18 protein-coding genes are annotated in these 22,166 nt (G+C 62.2%); 6 read left to right on the forward strand and 12 right to left on the reverse strand.

What is annotated here, in order from left to right; genetic code table 11:
* Window positions 1–176: 176 nt before the first annotated feature.
* The 6 genes from ACSQ84_RS15790 to ACSQ84_RS15815 all read right to left on the reverse strand — a co-directional run bounded on the left by ACSQ84_RS15790 (window position 177) and on the right by ACSQ84_RS15815 (window position 8,168).
* Window positions 177–4,190 carry a PEP/pyruvate-binding domain-containing protein gene (locus tag ACSQ84_RS15790; RefSeq protein ID WP_436212607.1) on the reverse strand — a complete coding sequence of 1,338 codons (4,014 nt, stop codon included), beginning with the start codon at window positions 4,188–4,190 and terminating at the stop codon, window positions 177–179.
* A 725-nt stretch (window positions 4,191–4,915) separates the two neighbouring features.
* A complete protein-coding gene (locus tag ACSQ84_RS15795) occupies window positions 4,916–5,638 on the reverse strand; it encodes an HAD family hydrolase (protein WP_436212608.1) in 723 nt (240 codons plus the stop codon).
* Window positions 5,639–5,642: 4 nt separating this feature from the next.
* Window positions 5,643–6,530: an oxygen-dependent coproporphyrinogen oxidase gene (gene hemF / locus ACSQ84_RS15800; protein ID WP_436212609.1), complete on the reverse strand. Its 888-nt coding sequence runs from the start codon at window positions 6,528–6,530 to the stop codon at window positions 5,643–5,645.
* A 102-nt stretch (window positions 6,531–6,632) separates the two neighbouring features.
* On the reverse strand, window positions 6,633–6,998 hold the full coding sequence (locus ACSQ84_RS15805) for a 6-pyruvoyl trahydropterin synthase family protein (protein WP_436212610.1): 366 nt from the start codon (window positions 6,996–6,998) through the stop codon (window positions 6,633–6,635).
* A gap of 32 nt (window positions 6,999–7,030) precedes the next feature.
* Window positions 7,031–7,663: a 7-carboxy-7-deazaguanine synthase gene (queE, locus tag ACSQ84_RS15810; RefSeq protein WP_436212611.1), complete on the reverse strand. Its 633-nt coding sequence runs from the start codon at window positions 7,661–7,663 to the stop codon at window positions 7,031–7,033.
* 49 nt (window positions 7,664–7,712) lie between these two features.
* Complete coding sequence (locus ACSQ84_RS15815) at window positions 7,713–8,168, reverse strand: tRNA (cytidine(34)-2'-O)-methyltransferase (protein ID WP_436212612.1); 456 nt, start codon at window positions 8,166–8,168, stop codon at window positions 7,713–7,715.
* A gap of 278 nt (window positions 8,169–8,446) precedes the next feature.
* Here ACSQ84_RS15815 and petA point away from each other — a divergent pair, with 278 nt between their 5' ends.
* From petA to ACSQ84_RS15835, 4 genes are all read left to right on the forward strand, one after another.
* The gene (gene petA, locus ACSQ84_RS15820; RefSeq protein ID WP_436212613.1) at window positions 8,447–8,977 is read left to right on the forward strand and encodes a ubiquinol-cytochrome c reductase iron-sulfur subunit; all 531 of its coding nucleotides are present in this window, start codon (window positions 8,447–8,449) and stop codon (window positions 8,975–8,977) included.
* A 63-nt stretch (window positions 8,978–9,040) separates the two neighbouring features.
* A complete protein-coding gene (locus ACSQ84_RS15825) occupies window positions 9,041–11,113 on the forward strand; it encodes a cytochrome c1 (RefSeq protein ID WP_436212614.1) in 2,073 nt (690 codons plus the stop codon).
* A 236-nt stretch (window positions 11,114–11,349) separates the two neighbouring features.
* The gene (locus ACSQ84_RS15830) at window positions 11,350–12,024 is read left to right on the forward strand and encodes a dienelactone hydrolase family protein (RefSeq protein ID WP_436212615.1); all 675 of its coding nucleotides are present in this window, start codon (window positions 11,350–11,352) and stop codon (window positions 12,022–12,024) included.
* Window positions 12,025–12,165: 141 nt separating this feature from the next.
* A complete protein-coding gene (locus ACSQ84_RS15835) occupies window positions 12,166–13,062 on the forward strand; it encodes an NAD-dependent epimerase/dehydratase family protein (protein WP_436212616.1) in 897 nt (298 codons plus the stop codon).
* 151 nt (window positions 13,063–13,213) lie between these two features.
* Here ACSQ84_RS15835 and ACSQ84_RS15840 read toward each other — a convergent pair whose 3' ends face one another.
* Entirely contained in the window at window positions 13,214–14,149 is a 936-nt protein-coding gene (locus ACSQ84_RS15840; protein WP_436212617.1) for a VOC family protein, read from the reverse strand.
* A 386-nt stretch (window positions 14,150–14,535) separates the two neighbouring features.
* On the opposite strand from ACSQ84_RS15840, the gene ACSQ84_RS15845 reads away from it, so the two are divergent.
* Window positions 14,536–16,692 carry an anthranilate synthase component I gene (locus ACSQ84_RS15845; protein WP_436212618.1) on the forward strand — a complete coding sequence of 719 codons (2,157 nt, stop codon included), beginning with the start codon at window positions 14,536–14,538 and terminating at the stop codon, window positions 16,690–16,692.
* A gap of 102 nt (window positions 16,693–16,794) precedes the next feature.
* On the forward strand, window positions 16,795–17,334 hold the full coding sequence (locus tag ACSQ84_RS15850; RefSeq protein WP_436212619.1) for an adenine phosphoribosyltransferase: 540 nt from the start codon (window positions 16,795–16,797) through the stop codon (window positions 17,332–17,334).
* A gap of 43 nt (window positions 17,335–17,377) precedes the next feature.
* Here the strand turns inward: ACSQ84_RS15850 and ACSQ84_RS15855 are convergent, their stop codons facing one another.
* The 5 genes from ACSQ84_RS15855 to ACSQ84_RS15875 form a co-directional block, all read right to left on the reverse strand.
* Entirely contained in the window at window positions 17,378–18,046 is a 669-nt protein-coding gene (locus ACSQ84_RS15855) for a hypothetical protein (protein ID WP_436212620.1), read from the reverse strand.
* A 59-nt stretch (window positions 18,047–18,105) separates the two neighbouring features.
* Window positions 18,106–18,855, reverse strand: a complete 750-nt coding sequence (locus ACSQ84_RS15860; protein WP_436212621.1) for a hypothetical protein — start codon at window positions 18,853–18,855, stop codon at window positions 18,106–18,108.
* A gap of 164 nt (window positions 18,856–19,019) precedes the next feature.
* The gene (locus ACSQ84_RS15865) at window positions 19,020–20,231 is read right to left on the reverse strand and encodes a M48 family metallopeptidase (protein WP_436212622.1); all 1,212 of its coding nucleotides are present in this window, start codon (window positions 20,229–20,231) and stop codon (window positions 19,020–19,022) included.
* Window positions 20,232–20,264: 33 nt separating this feature from the next.
* Entirely contained in the window at window positions 20,265–20,825 is a 561-nt protein-coding gene (locus ACSQ84_RS15870) for a LemA family protein (protein ID WP_436212623.1), read from the reverse strand.
* 324 nt (window positions 20,826–21,149) lie between these two features.
* Entirely contained in the window at window positions 21,150–22,127 is a 978-nt protein-coding gene (locus ACSQ84_RS15875; RefSeq protein WP_436212624.1) for a small ribosomal subunit Rsm22 family protein, read from the reverse strand.
* Between the last annotated feature and the right edge of the window lie 39 nt (window positions 22,128–22,166).

Raw genomic sequence — 22,166 nt, forward strand, 5'->3', positions numbered from 1 at the left:
GGCGAGTCCGGTTCAAAACTCCTGGGTGCAGGCCCAAGACTATGAGATGGCCACCGCACCTTCGGTGGACTGATTTTGAGCAGCCCACGATCGATGTCTTAGCCGCTCCGTTGGGCTCGATCTGACGATCTGAATTGCAAGATCAGAATGATGTCGACGCAGGGCCTTCGCCGCGCTCAGGCCACTGCTGAAATGTCGGCCTTCTCGGTGACAATCTCGACCGTGCCGTTCAATTGAACTTGCAACAGGTCACCGTCGCGGATGCCGTCTACGTTAGTCGTGCCAACGATCAACGTCACGCCGAACTCTCGGGCGAGAATTGCGGTATGGCTTAGCCAGCCGCCGACTTCGCAGATCAAGCCACCTGAGCGAGCGATGTAGCGCGCCCAGGCCGGGCTGATCATCGGCGCGACGATAATGTCGCCGTCTTGGAAGCCCGATATCTCACCTCCGCGTTCGGCAATTGTAGCGTCAACAACGCGCGCCGGCCCGCTGACCATGTTTGCTCCGGAGACCCGGGTGCCGCGAATTGCATCGCCATCGTGCGGCACCATCGCCTTCCCGGCAGAAAGCTGTTCCAAGTCCCTCACCGTCAGCGAGGATGCCAGACCGGTCATCTGCAAGAATCTCTCACGAATCTGCCGGCGTTCGACAGCTAAGTCACGCCACGAATCGACAGGCTGATCACGCAACGCCAGCAATTCGGCAAAGCTAAGGAAGAACGAAAGCCCACGCAGCTCGAGGCGTTCGTCGACGGCGAGGACGATCCGGCGCAACAAAGCAAGTTCGCGTAGCGAGTGGTGTTTCGCGTCTTCTTTCAGCGCCTCCAGGCGGCGAGCAAGGAGAACCGCTGTCCTGACAGACCCCCCGAGCTGGGACAGGTCGATTGAAGGGTGTAGTGCAGGCACTTCTGGAGCCGCCATTTCGTCGATCCGCGCGGCGTCCTCGCGATAGCGCGGTTCCGACAACTCGTAATCGAATGCCGCCCGATGCCCGATCCCAGACTTCAGGATGAGGCGCCGATCGTCAGCGCTGCTATTCTGGGCCTGCAATCGTACCCGGGTCTCTTCGGTTTCTGGAATATTGCCGAGATAGCTGAAGGCGTTGAGCCCCGCCGCTTCCAGGAGCTTCTTTGCCCTTTCGAGGTGAAAGCTCGCAGCGATATTGATGACATCGATCTCGCGGTGCGTGTCGTGAACAAAACTCAAATAATGACGTTCCAGTGCGCGAAAGAGATCCGGAGTACTCAATTCGTCGAAGTGCATCGCTTCGGAGACGCGCACATCGTCAAGAAAGCGCGGCAAAAACTCCTGGCGGAAGTGCATCTCGATGGCGTCGGCGTTCCGCAGCCGGCGTGCGCCGAGCGGCCCGATCTTGATCGCGCGTACTTTGTCCTCGGACTTGTTCACGTAAAGACGCCCGAGCACGGTGGTGAAATAGCTCTTCCCTGGCTGCGTGGTCCACCCGAGCCCCAACGAGCGCAGCGCCAGATCGACACCGCCCCCGTCGGCCATGATTGATTCCATCAGTGACAAGGAAAGGGGCGTCGGCCGCGGTAAAAGCTCAGACATTTCGTTTTTTGCGAAGGCAATCTCGCCCGTCGAGGTACCCGTTGCCAGCGACAACAGCCGTGCGATTTCCTTTTCGCGCAGCGAATGATCGGATTCATCCGCGAAGAGGGAGGTGATATCCCTGCTTTGAACCAGCTTAAAGCCGCCGGCAAGATAGACCCATTCGATGTCCTGCGGCGCACCAAACAGCTGTTCGGCTTGGCGGCCCAATGCTAACAGCGGCGCGAGATCGATCGGGGGTTCTGCCGCGGCAATGTTCTGCCCCGAATTGCGGCCAAACCGGAACGACTCGGGGCGGGCCGCACCCGACACGAGCTTCTCAGCCGTTCCTTTCACAAGTTCAATGAGTGAGAGCCCACCTGCGGCGGGATCCTGTGTGAATAAGACACCGGAATATTCAGCGGCGATCAAGTGCTGGACGATCACGCTACCTGATGCGGCGCTCACGCCATAGGCTTGTTGGCGGTCGCTTGCGAATGAGTTCTCTACGTCTCGGATAGTCTTTTCGAGTTGGACACGGTCCACGTTCAGAAACGACTCAAACACCCCTGCGAAGCTGCGTTGATTACCGTCTTCATCCGCAGCTGAGCTGCGGACCGCAACACGCTCGGCGCCAAGCCAGCTCCATATCCCATCAAGCAGTCGGGCTCGCATACCTGGATCGGCTCGATTCAAATCCGACAGGAAATGCGGCGGCAGAACAACTCCATCTGGCACTGGAACTTGGATGGCGCGCAGTTGCGCCAGGCGAAACGCCTTATTCCCGTGACCAGTGAGCAATGCCGGTTCGTCAAGTGTGATGACGCGGCGATCGAGCTTCATTCGCCGCAAGTGTGACCAAAAAAGAGCGAATTGGCCAGTGATGACCGCGCGTTGGGTCAGGAGCAGAATCACGCTCGCGATGATGTAAATGTCCGCCGCAGCGCTGAGCAGTGCGGCGCTGACTGTGAATAGCGGCACCGAAACGGCCCAGGCCAACATCCGCTGCCTCTTGCTGCGGACAAAAGCGCTGTCGATATAGAGCGCGATGAGTATTGCGAACAAAGCCGGCAGCACGAACGTTGGATCACGGTCGGCGAGACTATTCACCCACAAGAACGATTGTCCCCGGACCTGAGCAACGGCATGGACTGCGGCAACGGCGAGCGCCATCACTGGCAAGAACAGAACGGCGAAAAGATTGCGCACCGGCGTCATACCGTTGCGCCGGTAGAGAGTCCGTAGGGCGCGTGCCAGGCGCTGGGGATCGCCTTTCAGCTGGGCTTTTAATTCCTTCAGTTCCGGCTCGATTGCACGTCCACGAATCTGATCGCGTTCGGCTTTAACCGAAAGCGGTAGCACCGGAAGCCGGCTCATGATGGCTACAACCAGGATAGCGAACACGAAACCGCTACGGTCGGCCAACCAAGAAAGACCGGCCGCCACCAAATCAACGCCCTTGCTCCACCAGCTCTTGGTGACCTGCTCCTGCCATTTCTCGACATAGGGCGGCCGTCCCCGCGGAATGAAGTACTCCCACGGCAATGTGTACCTGCCGCGGAAATCATGCCCGGCCCGAGTCAGTTCGAGGCCAAACACCTCACTGAAGAAGCAGCCCCGCCTATCATAACAAGGAACGATTATGGGCCGCCGCGGCAAGGCAGCAATCTTCGCCGGCAGTTCGGTGGTCGGGGTCGTACGGATTGTCAGATTGATCGCGCCGGTCAGATGGCCGGCGGAAAACTCGGCCGGATACCGGACGTCGACGAAGACTGCACCCTCTTCCTTGACCAAACGCTTCACGTCCGGGGTATCAAGCAGCACATCGCGATTGCGGTAGTCTGGAATGGCGCGCAGGTCCGCCAGAGTTCGATCGGCCAGTCCGGTCAGCGGACGTTTCTCAACGATCCATTTTTCCAGCCCGCCGACGACGAATCGGCAATCGATGCCTTGCGCAGCCAGCGCCTGGCAGGTTTCCCAACTTCGATTGCCATTGTGACATATGAAGACCGGCTTCTTGCCTTTCAGGTCCAGATTGGCGGAACTAAAGTCGGGAAAGCGAACGAACGTGGTCCCCGGCACCAGACCAGTTTCCCGCTCCGCGGTCTCACGAACATCGAGGAATACAAGATCGTCCCGCTCTCCTTTGGAGGCGGCCTCGAGCAATTCGGCAGCTTGTTGCGTGGTAATGCCGCGTGGCTGCTTGGCCATCTCGCCATAAGACAATTCCACGTTGGTCGGATCGAGCTTCGGCCCGCCGGGTGTCGTCGCCGGACGCAGCAGCGTTTCCTCGAGACGAGCCAGTCGCTCGGCCCGCTTGCCGGTGAACTGATAGACGTTCAGACTGATTGCGACGAGGAGAGCAATAAACAGGCCGACGGCAATTCTGATCGCCAGCTTGGATCGGCGCTCATACCCTGCGATTCCGGCGCGAAGGCCCACGAGAGCGGTGGCGCCGCCGAGCAGCGCCGTCCCAATTGCCATCAGTTGTGAAATGCTCGAAAGCGAGCCGACGACGAGTTCAGGAGATGGAATAGCAAAGGCCGAAGCAACGCCAAAAGCGAGGAGAAAAGCTCCGGCAGCGCAAATCTTAACCAACAGATTAGCTGCTTGCGTGACAATGCGTCCAATCTCAGCCAAAATGCGCCTCTCTTTGCATTGTGGCCCTACCTATCCCGCTTGAACCGGCTCCCAGCAATTCGAGATGCGTGCATAGACCAAAGCCTTTGTTATCATTCTGCGGCGCGCATTCTCAGAAGACCACATCAACTCGACCAGTGGTAGAAGATTAATGGTCTGCTAACGAAATATCACAAGTCTTGTTAAGCCTTGTAGTCATTCATAATTCTGGTCGCATTCACCGAAAGGCCGGCAGGACAGGTTTCGATCCCGTTCTGTTCTTATATGCGCACCAGTTTTCGAACCGAGAAGGAAATTACTTTCGATTGAATGGCGCGGAGCACAGTACGGCCGTGCGCGCGCCATCGGAAGCTTAGGTTGGTACCTAAGCCTCGACGTGCAGTCTCCAATCGCCATGTCGCTTGTTGGCACTTTTCGGACGTGACGCGATGTCGGACTTGAGTCCGGAATCCGAGCCAAAGCAGACTTCCGCCAACGTCTTTGACTCTCGCAAAAAGGTAGGGAATGGAGAAGCGGATTGCTGCGCGCCCAGTTAGTCCGCACCCTAAATTAGTGCCGGTGATTTGCCCGACGTGTCAAAACGTTTTTCGCGGGTAAAGCATCCATGCCAGCGACCTCTTTGTTTTCAAGGGGTTCCTTTCTTTGCATGGGGTTGTTTTCGATATTTTTAGTTTGGGGCGGGACCGGGTCCTGCTTTGGAGCGGTAAAAGCTTCACGCAGCTTTGTCAGGGCAGCAACTCAGTCAGCGAGCGGATCACTCGATCGGGCTTCACCGTGGAGTCCGCGGGCAGGCCCTCGCCGTGCACGTCGATCCAGATCGCGTAGATGCCGAGGCGCTGCGGCGCCACGACTTCCCATTCCAGATTGTCGCCGATCATCCAGGTCTCGGGCGCGGTGACGCCGAGCGCCGCCATCGCGTGCAGATAGGCGCGTTCCTCCGGTTTGCCAAAACCGTGCTCGCCCTCGATCTGGATATGATCGAATCGGTGCGACAGCGCGAAACGTTCGACCTTGGCGCGCTGCGGGCCGCCAGCGCCATTGGTGACCAGTGCCAGTTTGACGCCGTGCGCCTTCAGCGCATCGATCGCGTCATGCGCGCCGGGGAAGACGAACATCTCCTCCTCGCGGTAGGCATGAAACCGGTTGGCGAGCCTTGTCGCCAGATCCAGCGACAGCGGCGCGTGGCCGGCGGCAGCGAGCGCTGCAAATCCGTTGCCGACCACGACGTGCCGGGCCTCTTCGAGCTTCAGCCGCCATTCCGCTGCGGCAGCAGCCCAGAATTTTCGGCCGGCGTCCACAATTGCCGCGGCGAGTTGTTGCGACGATACCCCGCCCAGCTCATCGGCAAATTCCGCAGCGACATTGTTCCAGGCGATCTCCGGGCGGCCATAGGCCGACAGGATGGTGTCGTCCATGTCGATCAGCATCGCGCGAGGCAGTTTTATCATCTGTTCAGGGCCATTTCACTTCGGGGGGCATCGACGACAGGATTGAATCGACATTGCCGCCGGTCTTCAAGCCAAAGGTGGTGCCGCGGTCGTAGAGCAGGTTGAATTCGACGTAGCGCCCGCGGCGCACCAGTTGCTCCTCGCGGTCCGCCGGCGTCCACGGTGTTGCGAAATTCTTCCGGACCAGTTCGGGATAGATTTTCAGGAAGGCGCGGCCGACCTCCTGCGTGAAGGCGAAATCGGCACCCCAGTCGCCGGAATCGTGGTGGTCGTAGAAAATCCCGCCGATGCCGCGGGCCTCCTTGCGGTGCGGCAGGTAGAAATATTCGTCGCACCACTTCTTGTATTTGTCGTAATCGGCAACGCCGTTCGGCCCGCTGCAGGCCTCCTTCATCGCCGCGTGAAAGGCGATCGTATCGGTGTCTTGCTGGGTACGGCGCCGGTCGAGCACCGGCGTGAGATCCGCGCCGCCGCCGAACCAGGCCTTCGTCGTCACCACGAAGCGCGTGTTCATGTGCACGGCGGGAACGTGTGGGTTGCGGATGTGCGCGATTACGGAAATGCCCGACGCCCAGAACCTGGGATCGTCGGTGGCGCCCGGAATCTGCGAGCGGAATTCGGGGCTGAATTCGCCGTGCACCGTCGAGCAATGCACGCCGACCTTTTCGAACAGCCGTCCATACATCATCGACATCACGCCGCCGCCGCCGGGCTTGCCGGTGTGGTCGGCGCGGTCCCACGGCGTGCGCACGAAGCGTCCCGCGCTGCCGGGATAAAGCGAGGCGGGTGCATCGTCTTCCAGCCGCTCGAAGGCCGCGCAGATGTCGCTGCGCAGCGCCTCGAACCAGTCCCGCGCCTTCGATTTGCGATCCTCGATGACGGCGATGTCCATCCAGAATTCCTAATCTTTGTTCGTCGTCATTGCGAGCGAAGCGAAGCAATCCATGGTGCAGCAAAGAAAGTGTGGATTGCTTCGCTTCGCTCGCAATGGCGGTTAATTCTGCGGGCCGTAATAAGTGCAGCTCTCGTTGCAGCTGTCGCGGTGGACGCTGACGCGGGTGATCTTACCGGCGTGCTGGACCCGTTCGAAGATGAAGCGCGACAGGTTCTCCAGCGTCGGCGGGCCGAGCGCCTCGACCTTGTTGAGGAGCTTGTGATCGAGTGCCTTCTGCACCTCCGCCATGCTGCGTTCGAGCAGGCCGAGATCGAGCACCATCCCCGTGGCAGGATCGGGCGTGCCGCGCATGGTCACCTCGGCGCGAAACGAGTGGCCGTGTATCTCTTCGCTATCAGCGCCAAACGTCGTTCCCGGCAGCGAATGCGCGGCCTCGAAGCGAAACGATTTCGTCAATTCCCACATTGTAAAAGCTCAAATCCTGTCTGATACAAATCCTATCTGATACCAAGTGTCTTGTGCGTCTGCAGGCTGAGCCGCCATTTCGGGTGCTGCAGGCAATAGTCGATCGCGCGCGCGGTGTTCGCGGTCACATCGGGCCCGTCCATCGGCTGCAGCGAGAAACGCTCGAAGGCGAGATTTTCGAACGCCTCAGGCGCTGCACCCGCTTGCGGATAGACCAGCTTGAGTTCGTGGCCGCGGCGTACCACGAGGTCGGCGCCCGCCTTCGGGCTGACGCAGATCCAGTCCATCCCCGCTGGTGGTTCGATGGTGCCGTTGGTCTCGATGCCGATCTCGAAGCCGCGCGCATGCAGTGCGTCGATGAAAGGCGGATCGACCTGCAGCAGCGGCTCGCCGCCGGTCAGCACGACGTAACGGTTATCTTTGGCGCCGGTCCATTGCGCGGCGATGGTGTCGGCGAGCTGACCGGCCGTGGCATAACGGCCGCCCAGCGTGCCGTCGATGCCGACGAAATCGGTATCGCAGAACTTGCAGGTGGCGGAAGAGCGATCCTGTTCGCGGCCGGTCCAGAGGTTGCAGCCGGAAAAACGGCAAAACACCGCCGCACGGCCGGCATGCGCGCCTTCGCCCTGCAAGGTCAGAAAGATCTCTTTGACCGCGTAACTCACCATCTCTCCATCAGGTCTCGACCAAGCGTTCTCGACCAAGCCTTCTCGATCAGGTCTTGGAACCGGTTTGCCGCAGCGCCTCGCCGAGTGCCATGGCGGCGGCCATCGCGACGTTGAGCGAACGCAGGCCCGGCTTGATCGGGATCACCAGCCGTGCATCGGCGACGCCGGCAACCTCCTCGGGAACCCCTGCGGATTCCCGTCCGAATAGCAGGATATCGTCCCGCTGGTAGCAATAATCCAGATAGGAGCTGGCTCCCTTGGTCGTAAACAGGACCAGCCGGAAACCCTCGTCGTTACGCCATTGCTCGAATTTTGACCATGAGTCGTGGCGTGTAATAGCGACATGATCGAGATAGTCCATGCCGGACCGACGGAAATGCCGGTCGGAAACCGGGAAGCCCGCAGGCTCGATAATGTGGGCCGCGACATCCAGGCACGCGCACAGGCGCAGAATCGTTCCGGTGTTCTGGGGGATATCGGGCTGGAAGAGCGCAATCTGCATGACGTTGGTGGCCTGTGAAGCCCTGATGAAATGACTGAATAATCACAGCCCGAGGCGGATTTAGTGCATTGCACGCTTGCGAGCCGATAGCGGGCTTGCGCTCTTACGGCAAGGGTGCCAATAGAACGATTCTGGACTGCTTGTTCCGCCCTGAATGGCCGGGAAAAGTGGTCTTTCTGCCGCCGCGGGGGCCGCGGGCGCCGGCAGCCTCTTTCGGGCGCGATTCCAGCGTCTCCGGGGCGGTTCTGCTGGCTGCAGATGAGAAAGGGCTTGGAATCGTGACGACAGCGTCTTCGGCGGACCATCCAACACGCCGTGATTTTCTTTTTGTTGCAACGGGAGCCGTCGCTGCCGTAGGCGCCGCTGCCACAGTGTGGCCTTTCGTTGCCCAGATGAACCCGGACGCAGCGACGATCGCGGCCGGTGCGCCGATCGAGGTCGATCTGACGCCGATCGCCGAGGGACAGGACATCAAGGTGTTCTGGCGCGGCAAGCCGATCTACATCAGCCATCGCACCAAGAAGCAGATCGAAGAGGCGCAAAAGGTTCCGCTGGCGAGCCTGCCCGATCCGCAGGCCGACTCGGCGCGGGTCAAGGCGGGCCATGACCAGTGGCTGGTGGTGATCGGCATCTGCACCCATCTCGGCTGTATCCCGATCGCCCATGAGGGCAGTTACGACGGCTTCTTCTGCCCCTGCCACGGTTCGGTGTACGACACCTCGGGCCGGATCCGCTCGGGCCCGGCGCCGACCAACCTGCCGGTGCCGCCCTACACCTTCGTTTCCGATACCAAAATCCAGATCGGCTAAGGCCCGGACGCCCGTCCGGGACCTTAATCCGTCGCGTCGTTTTACTTCCTCAGGATCGCATCAATGAGCGGACCATCCGATTTCCAGCCGACCAATCCCGCCTTGAAGTGGATCGAACGACGTCTCCCGATCATGGGCCTCGTCCATTCCTCGTTCGTGGCCTATCCGACGCCGCGTAACCTGAACTACTGGTGGACCTTCGGTGCCATTCTCTCGATGATGCTGGGCCTGCAGATCCTGACCGGCGTAATCCTGGCGATGCACTATACGCCGCATGCGGATATGGCCTTCAAGTCGGTTGAACTGATCGTCCGCGACGTCAATTACGGCTGGCTGCTGCGCAACATGCATGCCTCCGGCGCCTCGATGTTCTTCTTCGCGGTCTACATCCACATGTTCCGCGGCCTTTATTACGGGTCGTACAAGGAGCCGCGCGAAATCCTCTGGATCCTCGGCGTCATCATTTATCTGCTGATGATGGCGACCGGCTTCATGGGTTACGTGCTGCCGTGGGGCCAGATGAGCTTCTGGGGCGCCACCGTCATCACCAACCTGTTCTCGGCCGTGCCGTATTTCGGCGAGAGCATCGTGACGCTGCTGTGGGGCGGCTATGCCGTCGGCAATCCGACGCTGAACCGCTTCTTCTCGCTGCACTATCTGTTGCCGTTCGTGATCGCCGGCGTGGTGGTGCTGCACATCTGGGCGCTGCACGTCGCGGGCCAGAACAATCCGGCCGGCGTCGAGGCGAAGACCGAAAAGGACACCGTGCCTTTCACGCCCTACGCGACCATCAAGGATGCGTTCGGCGTCTCCTGCTTCATGCTGGTCTTCGCCTGGTTCATCTTCTACATGCCGAACTATCTCGGCGAAGCCGACAACTACATCCCGGCCAATCCCGGCGTGACGCCGCCGCATATCGTGCCGGAATGGTACTATCTGCCGTTCTACGCGATCCTGCGTTCGATCCCGAACAAGCTCGCCGGCGTCGTGGCGATGTTCGGTGCGATCCTGATCCTGGCTTTCCTGCCCTGGCTGGACAACGCGAGGACCCGCTCTTCGAAGTATCGCCCGCTGGCGAAGCAGTTCTTCTGGATCTTCGTCGTGGTCTGCCTGCTGCTCGGCTGGCTCGGTTCCAAGCCCGCCGAAGGCATCTACGTGATCGCCGGCCGGATCCTGACCTTACTGTACTTCGCCTATTTCCTGATCCTGCTGCCCTTGCTGAGCCGGATCGAGAAACCGCGGCCGGTGCCGAACTCGATCGCCGACGACGTGCTGGCCAAGACCGGAAGCAAGTCGACTCCGATGGTCTCAACGGTGATCGCGCTGGTCGTCGCCGGTGGATTGCTGTTCGGTGGCGCGCAGAATGCTCGCGCGGCAGAGGGGCAGGAAAAGCCGCCCGGAAACAAGTGGTCGTTCGCCGGCCCGATGGGCAAGTTCGATCGTGGCGCGATGCAGCGCGGCCTCAAGGTCTACAAGGAAGTCTGTGCGTCCTGTCACGGCCTTTCCTACATCGCCTTCCGCAACCTCGCCGAAGCCGGCGGCCCTGGTTATTCGGTGGCGCAGGCGGCAGCATTCGCGTCCGACTACAAGGTCAAGGACGGTCCGGACGACAAGGGCGAGATGTTCGAGCGGCCGGGCCGGCCTGCCGACTATTTCCCGTCGCCGTTCCCGAACGAGAATGCGGCGCGGGCCGCCAATGGCGGCGCGTTTCCGCCTGATCTGTCGCTGATCACCAAGGCGCGTTCCTACCCACGCGGCTTCCCGATGTTCCTGGTCGACTTCTTCACCCAGTACCAGGAGCAGGGCCCGGATTACGTAACCGCGCTGTTGCAGGGCTATGAAGACAAAGCGCCTGCCGGCGTCACACTTCCCGAAGGTTCCTATTACAACAAGTACTTCCCTGGCCACGCCATCAAGATGCCGAAGCCGCTCAACGACGGCCAGGTGACGTATGACGACGGCGCGCCGGCTACGGTCGCGCAGTATTCCAAGGACGTCACCACGTTCCTGATGTGGGCCGCGGAACCGCACATGGAAGCGCGCAAGTGGCTCGGCCTGCAGGTGTTCGTATTCCTGATCCTGCTCACGGGCCTGCTGTACTTCACCAAGAAGAAGGTCTGGGCCAACGCCCACTAAGCGCTGGTTTCATCGCAATTCGGAAAAAGCCCCTGCGGGGGCTTTTTTGTTGTGTTCGTCATTCCGGGGCGATGCGCTAGCATCGAACCCGGAATCTCGAGATTCCCCGGGGCGCAATTGCGCCCCTGAGGTCTGGTGCCAACGCACCATCCCGGAATGACGGTGGGGCGGATTGCTTCCTGGTCCCGCTGCGGACAAAATGGCCGCCAATCGCTCCCCAAAAAACGGAGGACCTCATGGGAACCAGCATCGCTTTCAAACGGCCCGACGGCAAGGACGCGGCCGGCTATCTCGCCAATGCTGCGCGCGGCAACGCGCCGGGCGTGGTCGTGATCCAGGAATGGTGGGGGCTGCAGGACCAGATCAAGGGCATGTGCGATCGCTTCGCGGCGGCCGGCTTCGACGCGCTGGCGCCGGATCTCTACAAGGGCAAGGTGGTGCCGTATCACGACACCGACGCCGCCGGCAAAGAGATGAATTCGCTGGATTTCATGGATGCGACCACGCAGACCGTGCGCGGCGCCGCGCAATATCTCGCAAAGAACGGCGCCAAGGTCGGCCTGACCGGCTTTTGTCTCGGCGGTGCCGTCACCATCATCGGCGCCACCAGGATTCCGGAGCTCACGGCCGGAGTCGTGTTCTATGGCATCCCGCCGGAACAGGCGGCAAAACCGGCGGATGTAAAAATTCCGCTGCAGGCGCATTTTGCCAACACGGATGACTGGTGCACGCCGCAACTGGTCGACGGTTTCGAAAAGGCGATGAAGGCAGCGGGCAAGTCGCTGGAGCTGTTCCGCTATGACGCCGAGCACGGCTTCGGCAACGAGCAGCGCCTGTCGGTGCATGATCGGCAGTGTGCGGAATTGGCCTGGGGCCGGGCGACGGAGTTTTTCCGGAAGCACCTAGGGTAATCCGAAAGTGCTTCCTCGTCATTGCGAGCCAACGCGCGAATGCGCGCCCGATGACAGGCTCCGCGAAGCAATCCATACCTCCGAGCAAAGAAAGAATGGATTGCTTCGCTTTGCTCGCAATGACGGGAATTGGCAGCTACCATGAAAATCTTCTGCACAGGCGCGTCCGGCTATATCGGCGGATCGGTGGCGGCCCATCTGGTGGCCGCCGGACATCAGGTCACCGGCCTGGTCCGCTCCCGGGAAAAGGCCGATGCGGTTCGCGCCCGCGGCATCGAGCCGTTATCGGGAACGCTGGATGACGCGGATTTACTGGCGCAAGCGGCGCGCGCCGCCGACGTCGTCATTAATGCGGCGAGCGCCGATCACGCCGGCGCGGTGGATGCCCTGCTCGGCGCGCTGGCCGGAAGCGGCAAGCCGTTCATCCACACTTCGGGGTCGAGCATCGTCGGCACCCGCGCGCAGGGGCAGCGGTCCGACGCGGTGTTTGACGAGAGCACGCCGATCAACCCGGTGCCCGCGCGCGCCGCGCGGGTCGCGTTGAACGAACGCATTCTCGCAAGCCGCGACAAGAACTGCCGCCCGGTCATCGTCTGCCCGAGCCTGATCTACGGCCTCGGCCATGGTGTCGATCCGCACAGCACGCAGGTGCCGTGGCTGATCGACCTTGCCAGAAAGCGCGGCGGTGCTGTTCACCCCGGTCCCGGCGAAAACATCTGGTCGAACGTGCATATCGACGATCTGGTTTCGCTCTATGCGCTCGCCGTGGACAAAGCACCGGCCGGATCGTTCTTTTTCGCCGAGAACGGCGAAAACTCGATGCGCGAAGTTTGTGAAGCCATCAACCGCATGCTCGGTTTCGCGAAAGCGCCGGCGGCGATGTCGATGGAAGAGGCGGCCGCCGAATGGGGCGAGGGCGCCGCCGAGTATACGATGGCGTCAAACAGCCGGGTCCGCGCGGTACGGGCGCGAGAACTCGGCTGGAAGCCGCAGGCGCGGGGTTTGATCGAGGAGATCGAACAGGGCTGTTATCGGTAGCAGCTTGTCGTCGTCCCTGCGAACGCAGGGACCCATACGCCGCGGCTTATCGTTTTAGAAAGCTGTCTTCGACGGCTTTGCGTAGCCACAAACGCTGGTGGTTATGGGTCCCGGCCTTCGCCGGGACGACGAGTGTTAATTGCCGCGTGGCCTACTGCTTCACCCCGTCCCACCACGCGCACGTGCCCGACATCAGCTGGAAATTGCCTTCCATCACCTGCACCGGTGCGCGCAGGCCTTCGGTGGCGGCGCGCATTCGCATCTCGCGCGCGGTCTCGCGGTCTTTCGGCGGCAGCCAGACGCGTTCATGGCCCCACAGGCTCGGGCCGTGATGCATTTCGACCGGCTGCCAGGTCGCCGGATCGATCTCGCGGCCGCCCCAGCCGCATTCGATCATGAAGGATGACGGTGTCTTGGCGTAGAACGAAGTCATGAAGTCGTTGGTGTGACGGCCGAGCGTGACGCCGACGCGGTCCGGCTCCATCATCGCGATGTCGTAGGATTGCCCGACATCGTCCAGCGAAAACAATTCCACCATCAGATGGTGCATGCCGTTCCTGCCGGTCTCGATCAGCGCGAGCGAGTGATGCCGCGCGTTGATGTGGAAGAAATAGGCGCGGAACGGCTTTTCGATGTAGTCGGAAAGCCCGAAGCCGAGCACATCGACATAGTACGCCATGACAGGATCGATGTGCTCGACGGTCAGCACGGCGTGTCCGAGGCCGAGCGGGCCGGTGCGAAAGCCCGAGATCGAGCGGCCCGGACGGAATGGCGTGTCGTCGATCTCGGCGCCGTAAAACGCCTCGAGCCGGTTGCCGCCGGGATCGCGAAACGAAATCAAACCCGTGACCCGCCGTGCATCCGCCAGCGTCTGCGGTTCGGCCGTGACGTTGACGCCGGCCGCTTCGAGCCGGGCGGCGAGTTGGTCGAGGCTCGCCGCGTCGGCGACTTCCCAGCCGAAGAAGCGCGCGCCGTCGCCCATCGCCCGGTCGATGACGATACGTTGTTTGCGGTCGTCCATCCGGAAGGCCAGCAGCGAATTGCCGCGCTCGACCGCCTGCAGGCCGACCAGCGAGGTCCCGAACATCCGATCCGAAGCCCGCGTATCCCAGACCCAGCAAAGCCATCCTGCGCCTCCGCCTGCTTGTTGTTTTCGGGCGTTGTTACCGCCGCCGCTTGGGCCCGATGCTACGCGGATTCCGGCCATTTCAAACCCCAAAAGGTGGGCGGCAGGCCGGTCGGGACGGCAAGCCGCCTCCCTTGACATCGTCCCCGGCGGATGGTGATTAGGTTCCATGAGCACCGTTGTCCGCCCATCCCGTCTTTGGTGGCGCACCTCTTAAGAGGTGGCCGGTGCGATTTCATTTTAACAATCGTCGAAGGTCGCCATCGCAGTGCGACCGGCGGTTTGTTTTGTTTGCCCTTCGTTTGTCCTGTGTGGCGTTCCCTCACCAAGTTTCGTAAGAGGATCACATGAACAGGACCGTCTTCTCCCTGCCCGAACACAGCGCATACCGGACCTCCAGCGGTCTCGCGATCTCGCGCGCCGTCGAGCAGTTTTCCGGCGACGCCAAGCGGCTCGATGATCTGATCGACCTGCTGGATCGCCGCCGCGGCGTGGTGCTGTCGTCGGGCACCACGGTGCCGGGCCGCTACGAGAGCTTTGACCTCGGCTTTGCCGATCCGCCGCTGGTGCTGGAAACCGAAGGCGCGAATTTTTCGCTCAATGCGCTGAACGGGCGCGGCGAAGTGCTGATCGCCTTTCTCGGCGACGTCCTGCGCGAGCCGTGCGTGGTCATTTCAGAGAAGAGCGCGCCGCGTCTTGCCGGTCATATTATCCGCGGACCCGCGCCGGTCGACGAAGACCAGCGCACCCGCCGCGCCAGCGTGATGTCGCTGGTGCGCGATCTCGTCGCAAGCTTCACCGCCAATGACGATCCGCTGCTCGGCCTGTTCGGCGCCTTCGCCTATGACCTCGTGTTCCAGATCGAGGACCTCGTGCAGAAGCGCGCGCGCGAGGCCGACCAGCGCGACATCGTGCTGTATGTGCCGGATCGCCTGCTGGCCTATGACCGCGCCACCGGCCGCGGCGTGGTGCTGAGCTATGATTTTGCCTGGAAGGACAAATCCACCGCCGGCCTGTCGCGCGACACCGCCGAGAGCGTCTACGCCAGGACGCCGCGGCAGGGCTTTGCCGATCACGCGCCCGGCGAATACCAGGCCACGGTGGAGACCGCACGCGCCGCGTTCGCGCGCGGCGATCTGTTTGAGGCGGTGCCCGGGCAATTATTCGCCGAGCCGTGCGAGCGTTCGCCGGCCGAAGTGTTCCAGCGGCTCTGCCGCATCAACCCGTCGCCCTATGGCGCGCTGATGAATCTCGGCGAGGGCGAGTTTCTGGTCGCCGCTTCGCCGGAAATGTTCGTGCGCTCCGACGGAAGGCGGGTCGAGACCTGCCCGATCTCCGGCACCATTGCGCGCGGCGTCGACGCGATCGGCGATGCCGAACAGATCCGGCAATTGCTGAATTCGGAAAAAGACGAATTCGAACTCAACATGTGCACCGACGTCGACCGCAACGACAAGGCGCGCGTCTGCGTCCCCGGCACCATCAAGGTGCTGGCGCGGCGCCAGATCGAAACCTATTCAAAACTGTTCCACACCGTCGACCATGTCGAAGGCATTTTGCGCCCCGGTTTCGACTCGCTGGATGCGTTCATGACCCACGCCTGGGCGGTGACGGTCACCGGTGCGCCGAAATTGTGGGCGATGCAGTTCGTCGAGGACAATGAGCGCTCGTCGCGGCGCTGGTATGCCGGTGCGATCGGCGCGGTGAATTTCGACGGCAGCATCAACACCGGGCTCACCATCCGCACCATCCGGATGAAGGATGGGCTCGCCGAAGTGCGCGTCGGCGCCACCTGCCTGTTCGATTCAGATCCCGCCGCCGAAGACCGCGAATGCCAGGTCAAGGCAGCGGCGCTGTTCCAGGCGTTGCGCGGCGATCCGCCAAAGCCGCTGTCGGCGTTCGCGCCCGATGCGACCGGCTCGGGCAAGAAGGTGCTGCTGATCGATCACGACGACAGCTTTGTGCACATGCTGGCGGATTATTTCCGGCAAGTGGGCGCGTCCGTGACCGTTGTCCGGCACGTTCACGCGCAGCAGATGTTGAACCAGAAGCGTTGGGATTTGCTGGTGTTGTCGCCGGGTCCGGGCCGGCCCGAGGATTTTGGGATCTCGAAAACCATCGGAACGGCACTGGAGAAGCAGCTGCCGATCTTCGGCGTCTGTCTCGGCGTGCAGGCGATCGGCGAATATTTCGGCGGCCAACTCGGCCAACTCGGTCAGCCCGCGCATGGTCGGCCGTCGCGGGTCCAGGTGCGGGGCGGGCGGCTGATGCAGAACCTGCCCAATGAGATCGTGATCGGCCGCTATCACTCGCTCTATGTCGAGCGCGACAGCGTTCCCGACGTGCTCACGGTCACCGCGACCACCGAGGACGGCGTCGCGATGGCGATCGAACACAAGACCCTGCCGGTCGGCGGCGTGCAATTCCACCCGGAATCGCTGATGTCGCTGGGCGGCGAGGTCGGTTTACGTATTGTCGAGAACGCATTCCGGCTGCATGTTTAACTCGTCATTCCGGGATGGTGCGTTAGCACCAGACCCGGAATCTCGAGATTCCGGGTTCGATGCTTCGCATCGCCCCGGAATGACAATTGAAAAGAGACAAAGATGACGTTTGACCATGATCTGAAAGCCACCGTCCGCACCATTCCGGATTACCCGAAAAAGGGCATCCTGTTCCGCGACATCACCACGCTTTTGGCAGATGCCCGCGCTTTCCGCCGCTCGGTCGATGAACTGGTGCAGCCCTGGGCCGGCAACAAGATCGACAAGGTCGCGGGCATCGAGGCGAGGGGCTTCATCCTCGGCGGCGCGGTGGCGCATCAGGTCTCCGCCGGCTTCGTGCCGATCCGCAAGAAAGGCAAGCTGCCGCACACCACGGTGCGGATCGCCTATTCGCTGGAATACGGTCTCGACGAGATGGAGATGCATGCCGACGCGGTGCTTCCCGGCGAGCGTGTCATCCTGGTCGACGATCTCATCGCCACCGGCGGCACCGCCGAAGGTGCGGTGAAGCTGCTTCGCCAGATCGGCGCCAACGTAGTCGCGGCCTGCTTCATCATCGACCTGCCTGATCTGGGCGGCGCCGCCAAGCTGCGGGCGATGGATGTGCCAGTGCGAACGCTGATGACGTTTGACGGGCATTGAGTCCAAGCGGCAAGCCCACGTCAATATTATCCGGGTAATAACTTCACGACCGTTGCAGGATCAGGCTGAGGTCCAGTTCGCGGAAGGCGGTGTAGTTCCTGCGAATCCACTGGTGCAGTTCGGTCGAGGAATCCTTCTCGTGGCGCAGATAGCCGGTGAACGAGAAGGTCAGCCGGTCGATGTACGTCTTCAGGAACACCGGCAGCGCCGATATCCGCAGCACGCGTCCCCGTTCCATGGCCCGGGGCAGTTCGCCGCGCACGACGTGTTCATTGTCGATCGCGATCAGCGCCTTCGGCGGAATTTGTTGCTGAAGCATGCTGTAGGCCATGGCCGAGGCGCGGTCGGTATCGGCCACGAACAGGATCACCGGCGCGACGCCGCGGCGCACGGCTTCCTTCATGAAGCCGATCTCGTCGGTCATCTTGAAGAACTCGTCGAAGGCGTGAAAGCCGAGGTCGATGACCTTGGCGACGCTGTCATTGACGATCAGCCGGTCCATCAGCTGCATCTTGCCGAAGGTGTCGATGACGTCGGCCGTCTCGGTGGTGCGCGGCAGATATTCCAGCAGCGAGGGCTCCTTCAGATTGATGTCGAAGGAGATCACCGTGCCGTTTTTCAACAGCAGGAATTCGCTGAGCAGCCGCGCGATCAGCGTCTTGCCGACCAGCGGGCGGGGCGAACAGATGATGTAGACAGGCGTCGGGCTCATCACGCGCTATATCAGGCGATTTTTCCGCCTAATCCAGCCCAATCCCGCGCCGGGTGCGATTATTTTTCGCCGCTGCGGCTGCTGGACTTGGCGCCGACCAGGTCGGTCAGCTTGATGCGGTCGAACTCGCTCCAGACATTGGCGAGCCAGTGCCGGACATAGCCGCGCAGCACGAACGAATAGTTCGCGGCCTCGTCGTTGGTGCCCTTGTTGGCGACGAATTTGAGGAACGGCACCGAGGAGACCTCGACCTGCTCATAGGCCATTTCGTTGAGTTTGGGGATCGTGAGCTCGGTGGCGTCCTTGATGCGGTGGAAATAGGAATTGTAGGTCGCCTGGTCCCACTGGAAGAACTGGGTGTCGTTGATGAAGTTCTTCACCAGGTAGTATTTGGCGCCCTGCATGAAATTCGCCGTCTCGGCGATTTCGTCCAGCGAGGCGATCGAGGGGCCGAGGATATGGAACACGGCAAAGGTGATCTGGCCGGCCTTGGCCGCATCGAGAAAGCCGATGTCGCGCAACGAGGCCAGCGCCGGCGACAGCAGTCCGGCGCGCACGTCAATCACGGTCACCGAGGTCCCGGCATTGAGCGTGTCGAAGATCTTCATCTGGTCCGAGGTCGTCGTCATGTCGACGATATGGGTGATGTCCGGGTGAAAGCGCTTCAGCGTCCCGCGCGGCGACTCGGTGTCGAACGCCCGCGTCGGGACGTTGTTGGCGCTGAAATAATCCAGCAGCGTCCGCGACACGGTCGTCTTGCCGACCCCGCCCTTGTCCGCGCCCACCACAATCACGACTGGCTTTGCCATGGAATTCCCTACTACGCGCCCCGATCGCGGGAGCGATCGGCAGTCCCCAGACCTGCTTTGGGGGCGAACATGGCAGAAACAAGGGAGAATTCAATTCCCCAGGCCGATGCCGGCATTATTCATACGGAATTCGTTAATGCTGCGGGCGGCGATGCGCCGGCCGGTCAGCTGTGCCGGCCCCAAGGTCCCCAGCGCGGACCTGGTCGTGCGCCCTGCGGCGTACCTTGCGGAAGGCCTGCAGGTGCTGCGGCGTCGCTCCAGGGACCGTGGGGACCCGGTGGCGGCAGCTGATCCGCCGCCTGCGGTTCCGCTTCACTCTCCGGCTCGTCGTCGGCTTCGTCCGGCAAGGCCAGCGGGCCGGGATCGCGGCCGCCGGCGAACTGCACCAGCGCCTTGACCCGCGAATCAACCGACGGATGAGTCGCGAACAAGTCGGCAAATCCCTCGCGCGGATTGTCGAAGCACAGCTCCATGACGGCCGAGGTGGCGCCGGGAAGCTCGCCGCGATTCTCGATCTTGCGCAGCGCCGTGATCATGGCGTCCGGGTTCTTGGTGAGTTCGACCGAGCCGGCATCGGCCAGCAATTCGCGCGACCGCGACAGGGCCAGTTTAACGACCTGCGACAGCAGCCAGGCCAGCAGGATCAGCGCGACCGCGATGATGACGGCGATGATCGCGCCGCCGCCGGAGCTTTTATTGTCGGAGGACGAAGAGGATGACGAGCGCGAGGACGAGGACGACCAGGACGAGTCGCTGCCGGACGAATTCCACGACAGGTTGGTGAACATCCGGAAGAACAATTCGCCGAAGAAGCCGACCACGCCGGCGATGATGACCGCGATCACCATCAGCTGCACGTCGCCGTTGCGGATATGGGTCAGCTCGTGGCCCAGCACGGCCTCGATCTCCTGATCGTTGAGCGACCTCAACAGGCCCGTGGTGACGGTGATGGCGTATTGCCGGCGGTTGAGGCCGCTGGCGAACGCGTTCAGCGCCGGGCTGTCCATCACCTTCAGCTTCGGCATCGGAAGGCCGCGCGAGATGCAGAGGTTTTCGAGGAGATTATACAGCCGCGGCTGCTGCTTTCGCGTCACGTCCTCGCCGCCGGTGACGGCGTCGATCATGTTCTGGTGGAAGAAGTATGCGATCACGATCCAGAGCGCGGCGATGCCGGTCGCATAGGGAAACGCCGTGACCAGATCGCGCCATGCGGCCCGCAAATAATAAGCGACCGGGGCGTCGCTGCGCATTACGACTTCCGCCAGCAGCGCGCCGGCATAGACCAGCACGTAGATCAAGAGAAACAGGCCGGCGAGCAGCAGCATCGAACGGAACTTGTTCGATGCGATATGCGTGTAGAGCCCGTACGCGGCCATGATGTGCTGCTTCTCGCCGGATCGTCGCGGCCGTTAGAATTTCACGGTCGGCACGACCTCGACTTCGGTGCGACTGGCGCCGAGATCGAAGAATTCCTTTTTGGTGAAGCCGAACATGCCGGCGAACAGCGCGGCGGGCATCTGCTGGATGCCGGTGTTGTATTCCTGAACCGCGTTGTTGAAGAAGCGCCGGCTCGAGGCAATCTTGTTCTCGAGGTCGGACAATTCGCCGGCGAGCTGCTGGAAATTGGCGTTGGCCTTGAGGTCCGGATAGGCTTCCGACAGCGCGATCAGGCGGCCGAGCGCGCCGCTCAGCTGATTCTCGGCAGCGCCGACCTGCGCCGGACCCTGCGCCGACATCGCCGAGTTGCGGGCCTTGATGACGTCGTCGAGCGTGCCGCGCTCGTGGCTGGCGTAGCCCTTCACGGTCTCGACCAGGTTCGGGATCAGATCGTGGCGCTGCTTGAGCTGCACGTCGATATCGGCAAAGGCCTGGCCGACACGCTGGCTCAGCGCGACCAGGCGGTTATACGCCGCGATGGCAAACAACACGAGAATGACGATGACGCCGAGAACGATCCAGCCGGTCGACATGGCAAACAACTCCTGGTGAGACGAAAGATGCGTGGAACCTAGACGAAAACCGGGGCGTGCGGCAGCCCGCCGCGACGTGGGGCTTGGTTTAGTCGGAACCAAGGCCGGATAAGTTCACAGCCGCGAATGGACTGCGCTCCCTCTCCCGCTTGCGGGGGAGGGCTGGGGTGGGGGTCTATCCACACGGCGCGCTCCAAGTGGATAAACCCCCACCCGCCGCGCTCTGGCGCGCAAATGCGCTGCCGAGCGCGTCGACCTCCCCCGCAAGCGGGAGAGGTGCAGCGAGTCTGCCGCCACACTGTTTCAACGTAACCCCATCACACTCTAAGTTTTTTCCTCCACCGCATCCCCCCAGCGCCAGCGCCGGGCGATGGCATAATCCGCCTTGGCGCGGCGAGGCGTCCGGCTGACGACGAGACCTGACGGGGTGCAAAGCTTGGCCGTGACTTCGACCTTGGAGACGGAGCGCTGCGCCAGCACCCGGGCCGGTCGAATCCCGGGCGGCGCACGCGTCAGCGCCACATAAGCGAACCTCTCGTCCTCGAACGGCAATTCGGCGCCCTTGACCTGCTTGTGCGCGCGCGAGCGTTGCAGGCGCTGGGTGAAATGGCACCAGTCCGGCGCTTGCAGCGGACATCTGCCGTCATGCGGGCAGGGGGCCGCGACATGCGCGCCCGCCGCGATCAGGCGCTCGCGCAGCACGATGATTCGCGCATAACCGGCCGGCGTTCCCGGCTCGACCACCAACAGCGTATCGCGGGTCTTTTCCCACATCAGCCCGGCCAGCGCGCTTTGTTCGGCGGCACCGAGTTCGCCGATCATGTAGCTGGCGATGACGAGGTCGGCGGCGTCAGCCTTGAGCAGGGCGTTGCGGGCCTCGCCCCGTTCGTAGTGGAGTTCGCGCAGGCGAAAACTCTCGCTGACGAGATCGAGCGCCAGTTTGCGCAACGCGTCATTGGCGTCGAGCAGCGTGAAGCCCTGCAGCGAGGAAAATGCGGCCGCCGCCGCCCAGCTCGCGGTGCCCGGCCCGGCGCCGACATCGAGCAGGGTTTTGGGCGCAAAGTGCGGGTGGATTTCGCACAGCGCATTCAGGCTGGCGGTGACCGCGGCGTAGGTCGCGGGCATCCGCGCCAGCGCATAGGCCAGCGCGTCGGTCTCGGAGCGGATCGTGCCGGAGCCGCCGCCGTCGCGGTAGTTTTTCGAGATCGACGCCGAGCGCTCGGCCGCGTCGTTGCGCGAGAAGCCGCGCAGCTTGGCGTCGAGCGCGCCCTTCAGTTCGGCGGGGAGGTCGGGTGAGGTCATCTATCCTTCGTCATGCCCCGCGAAGGCGGGGCATCCAGT

It is taken from the genome of Bradyrhizobium sp. LjRoot220 (assembly GCF_964252915.1).
GTDB lineage: Bacteria > Pseudomonadota > Alphaproteobacteria > Rhizobiales > Xanthobacteraceae > Bradyrhizobium.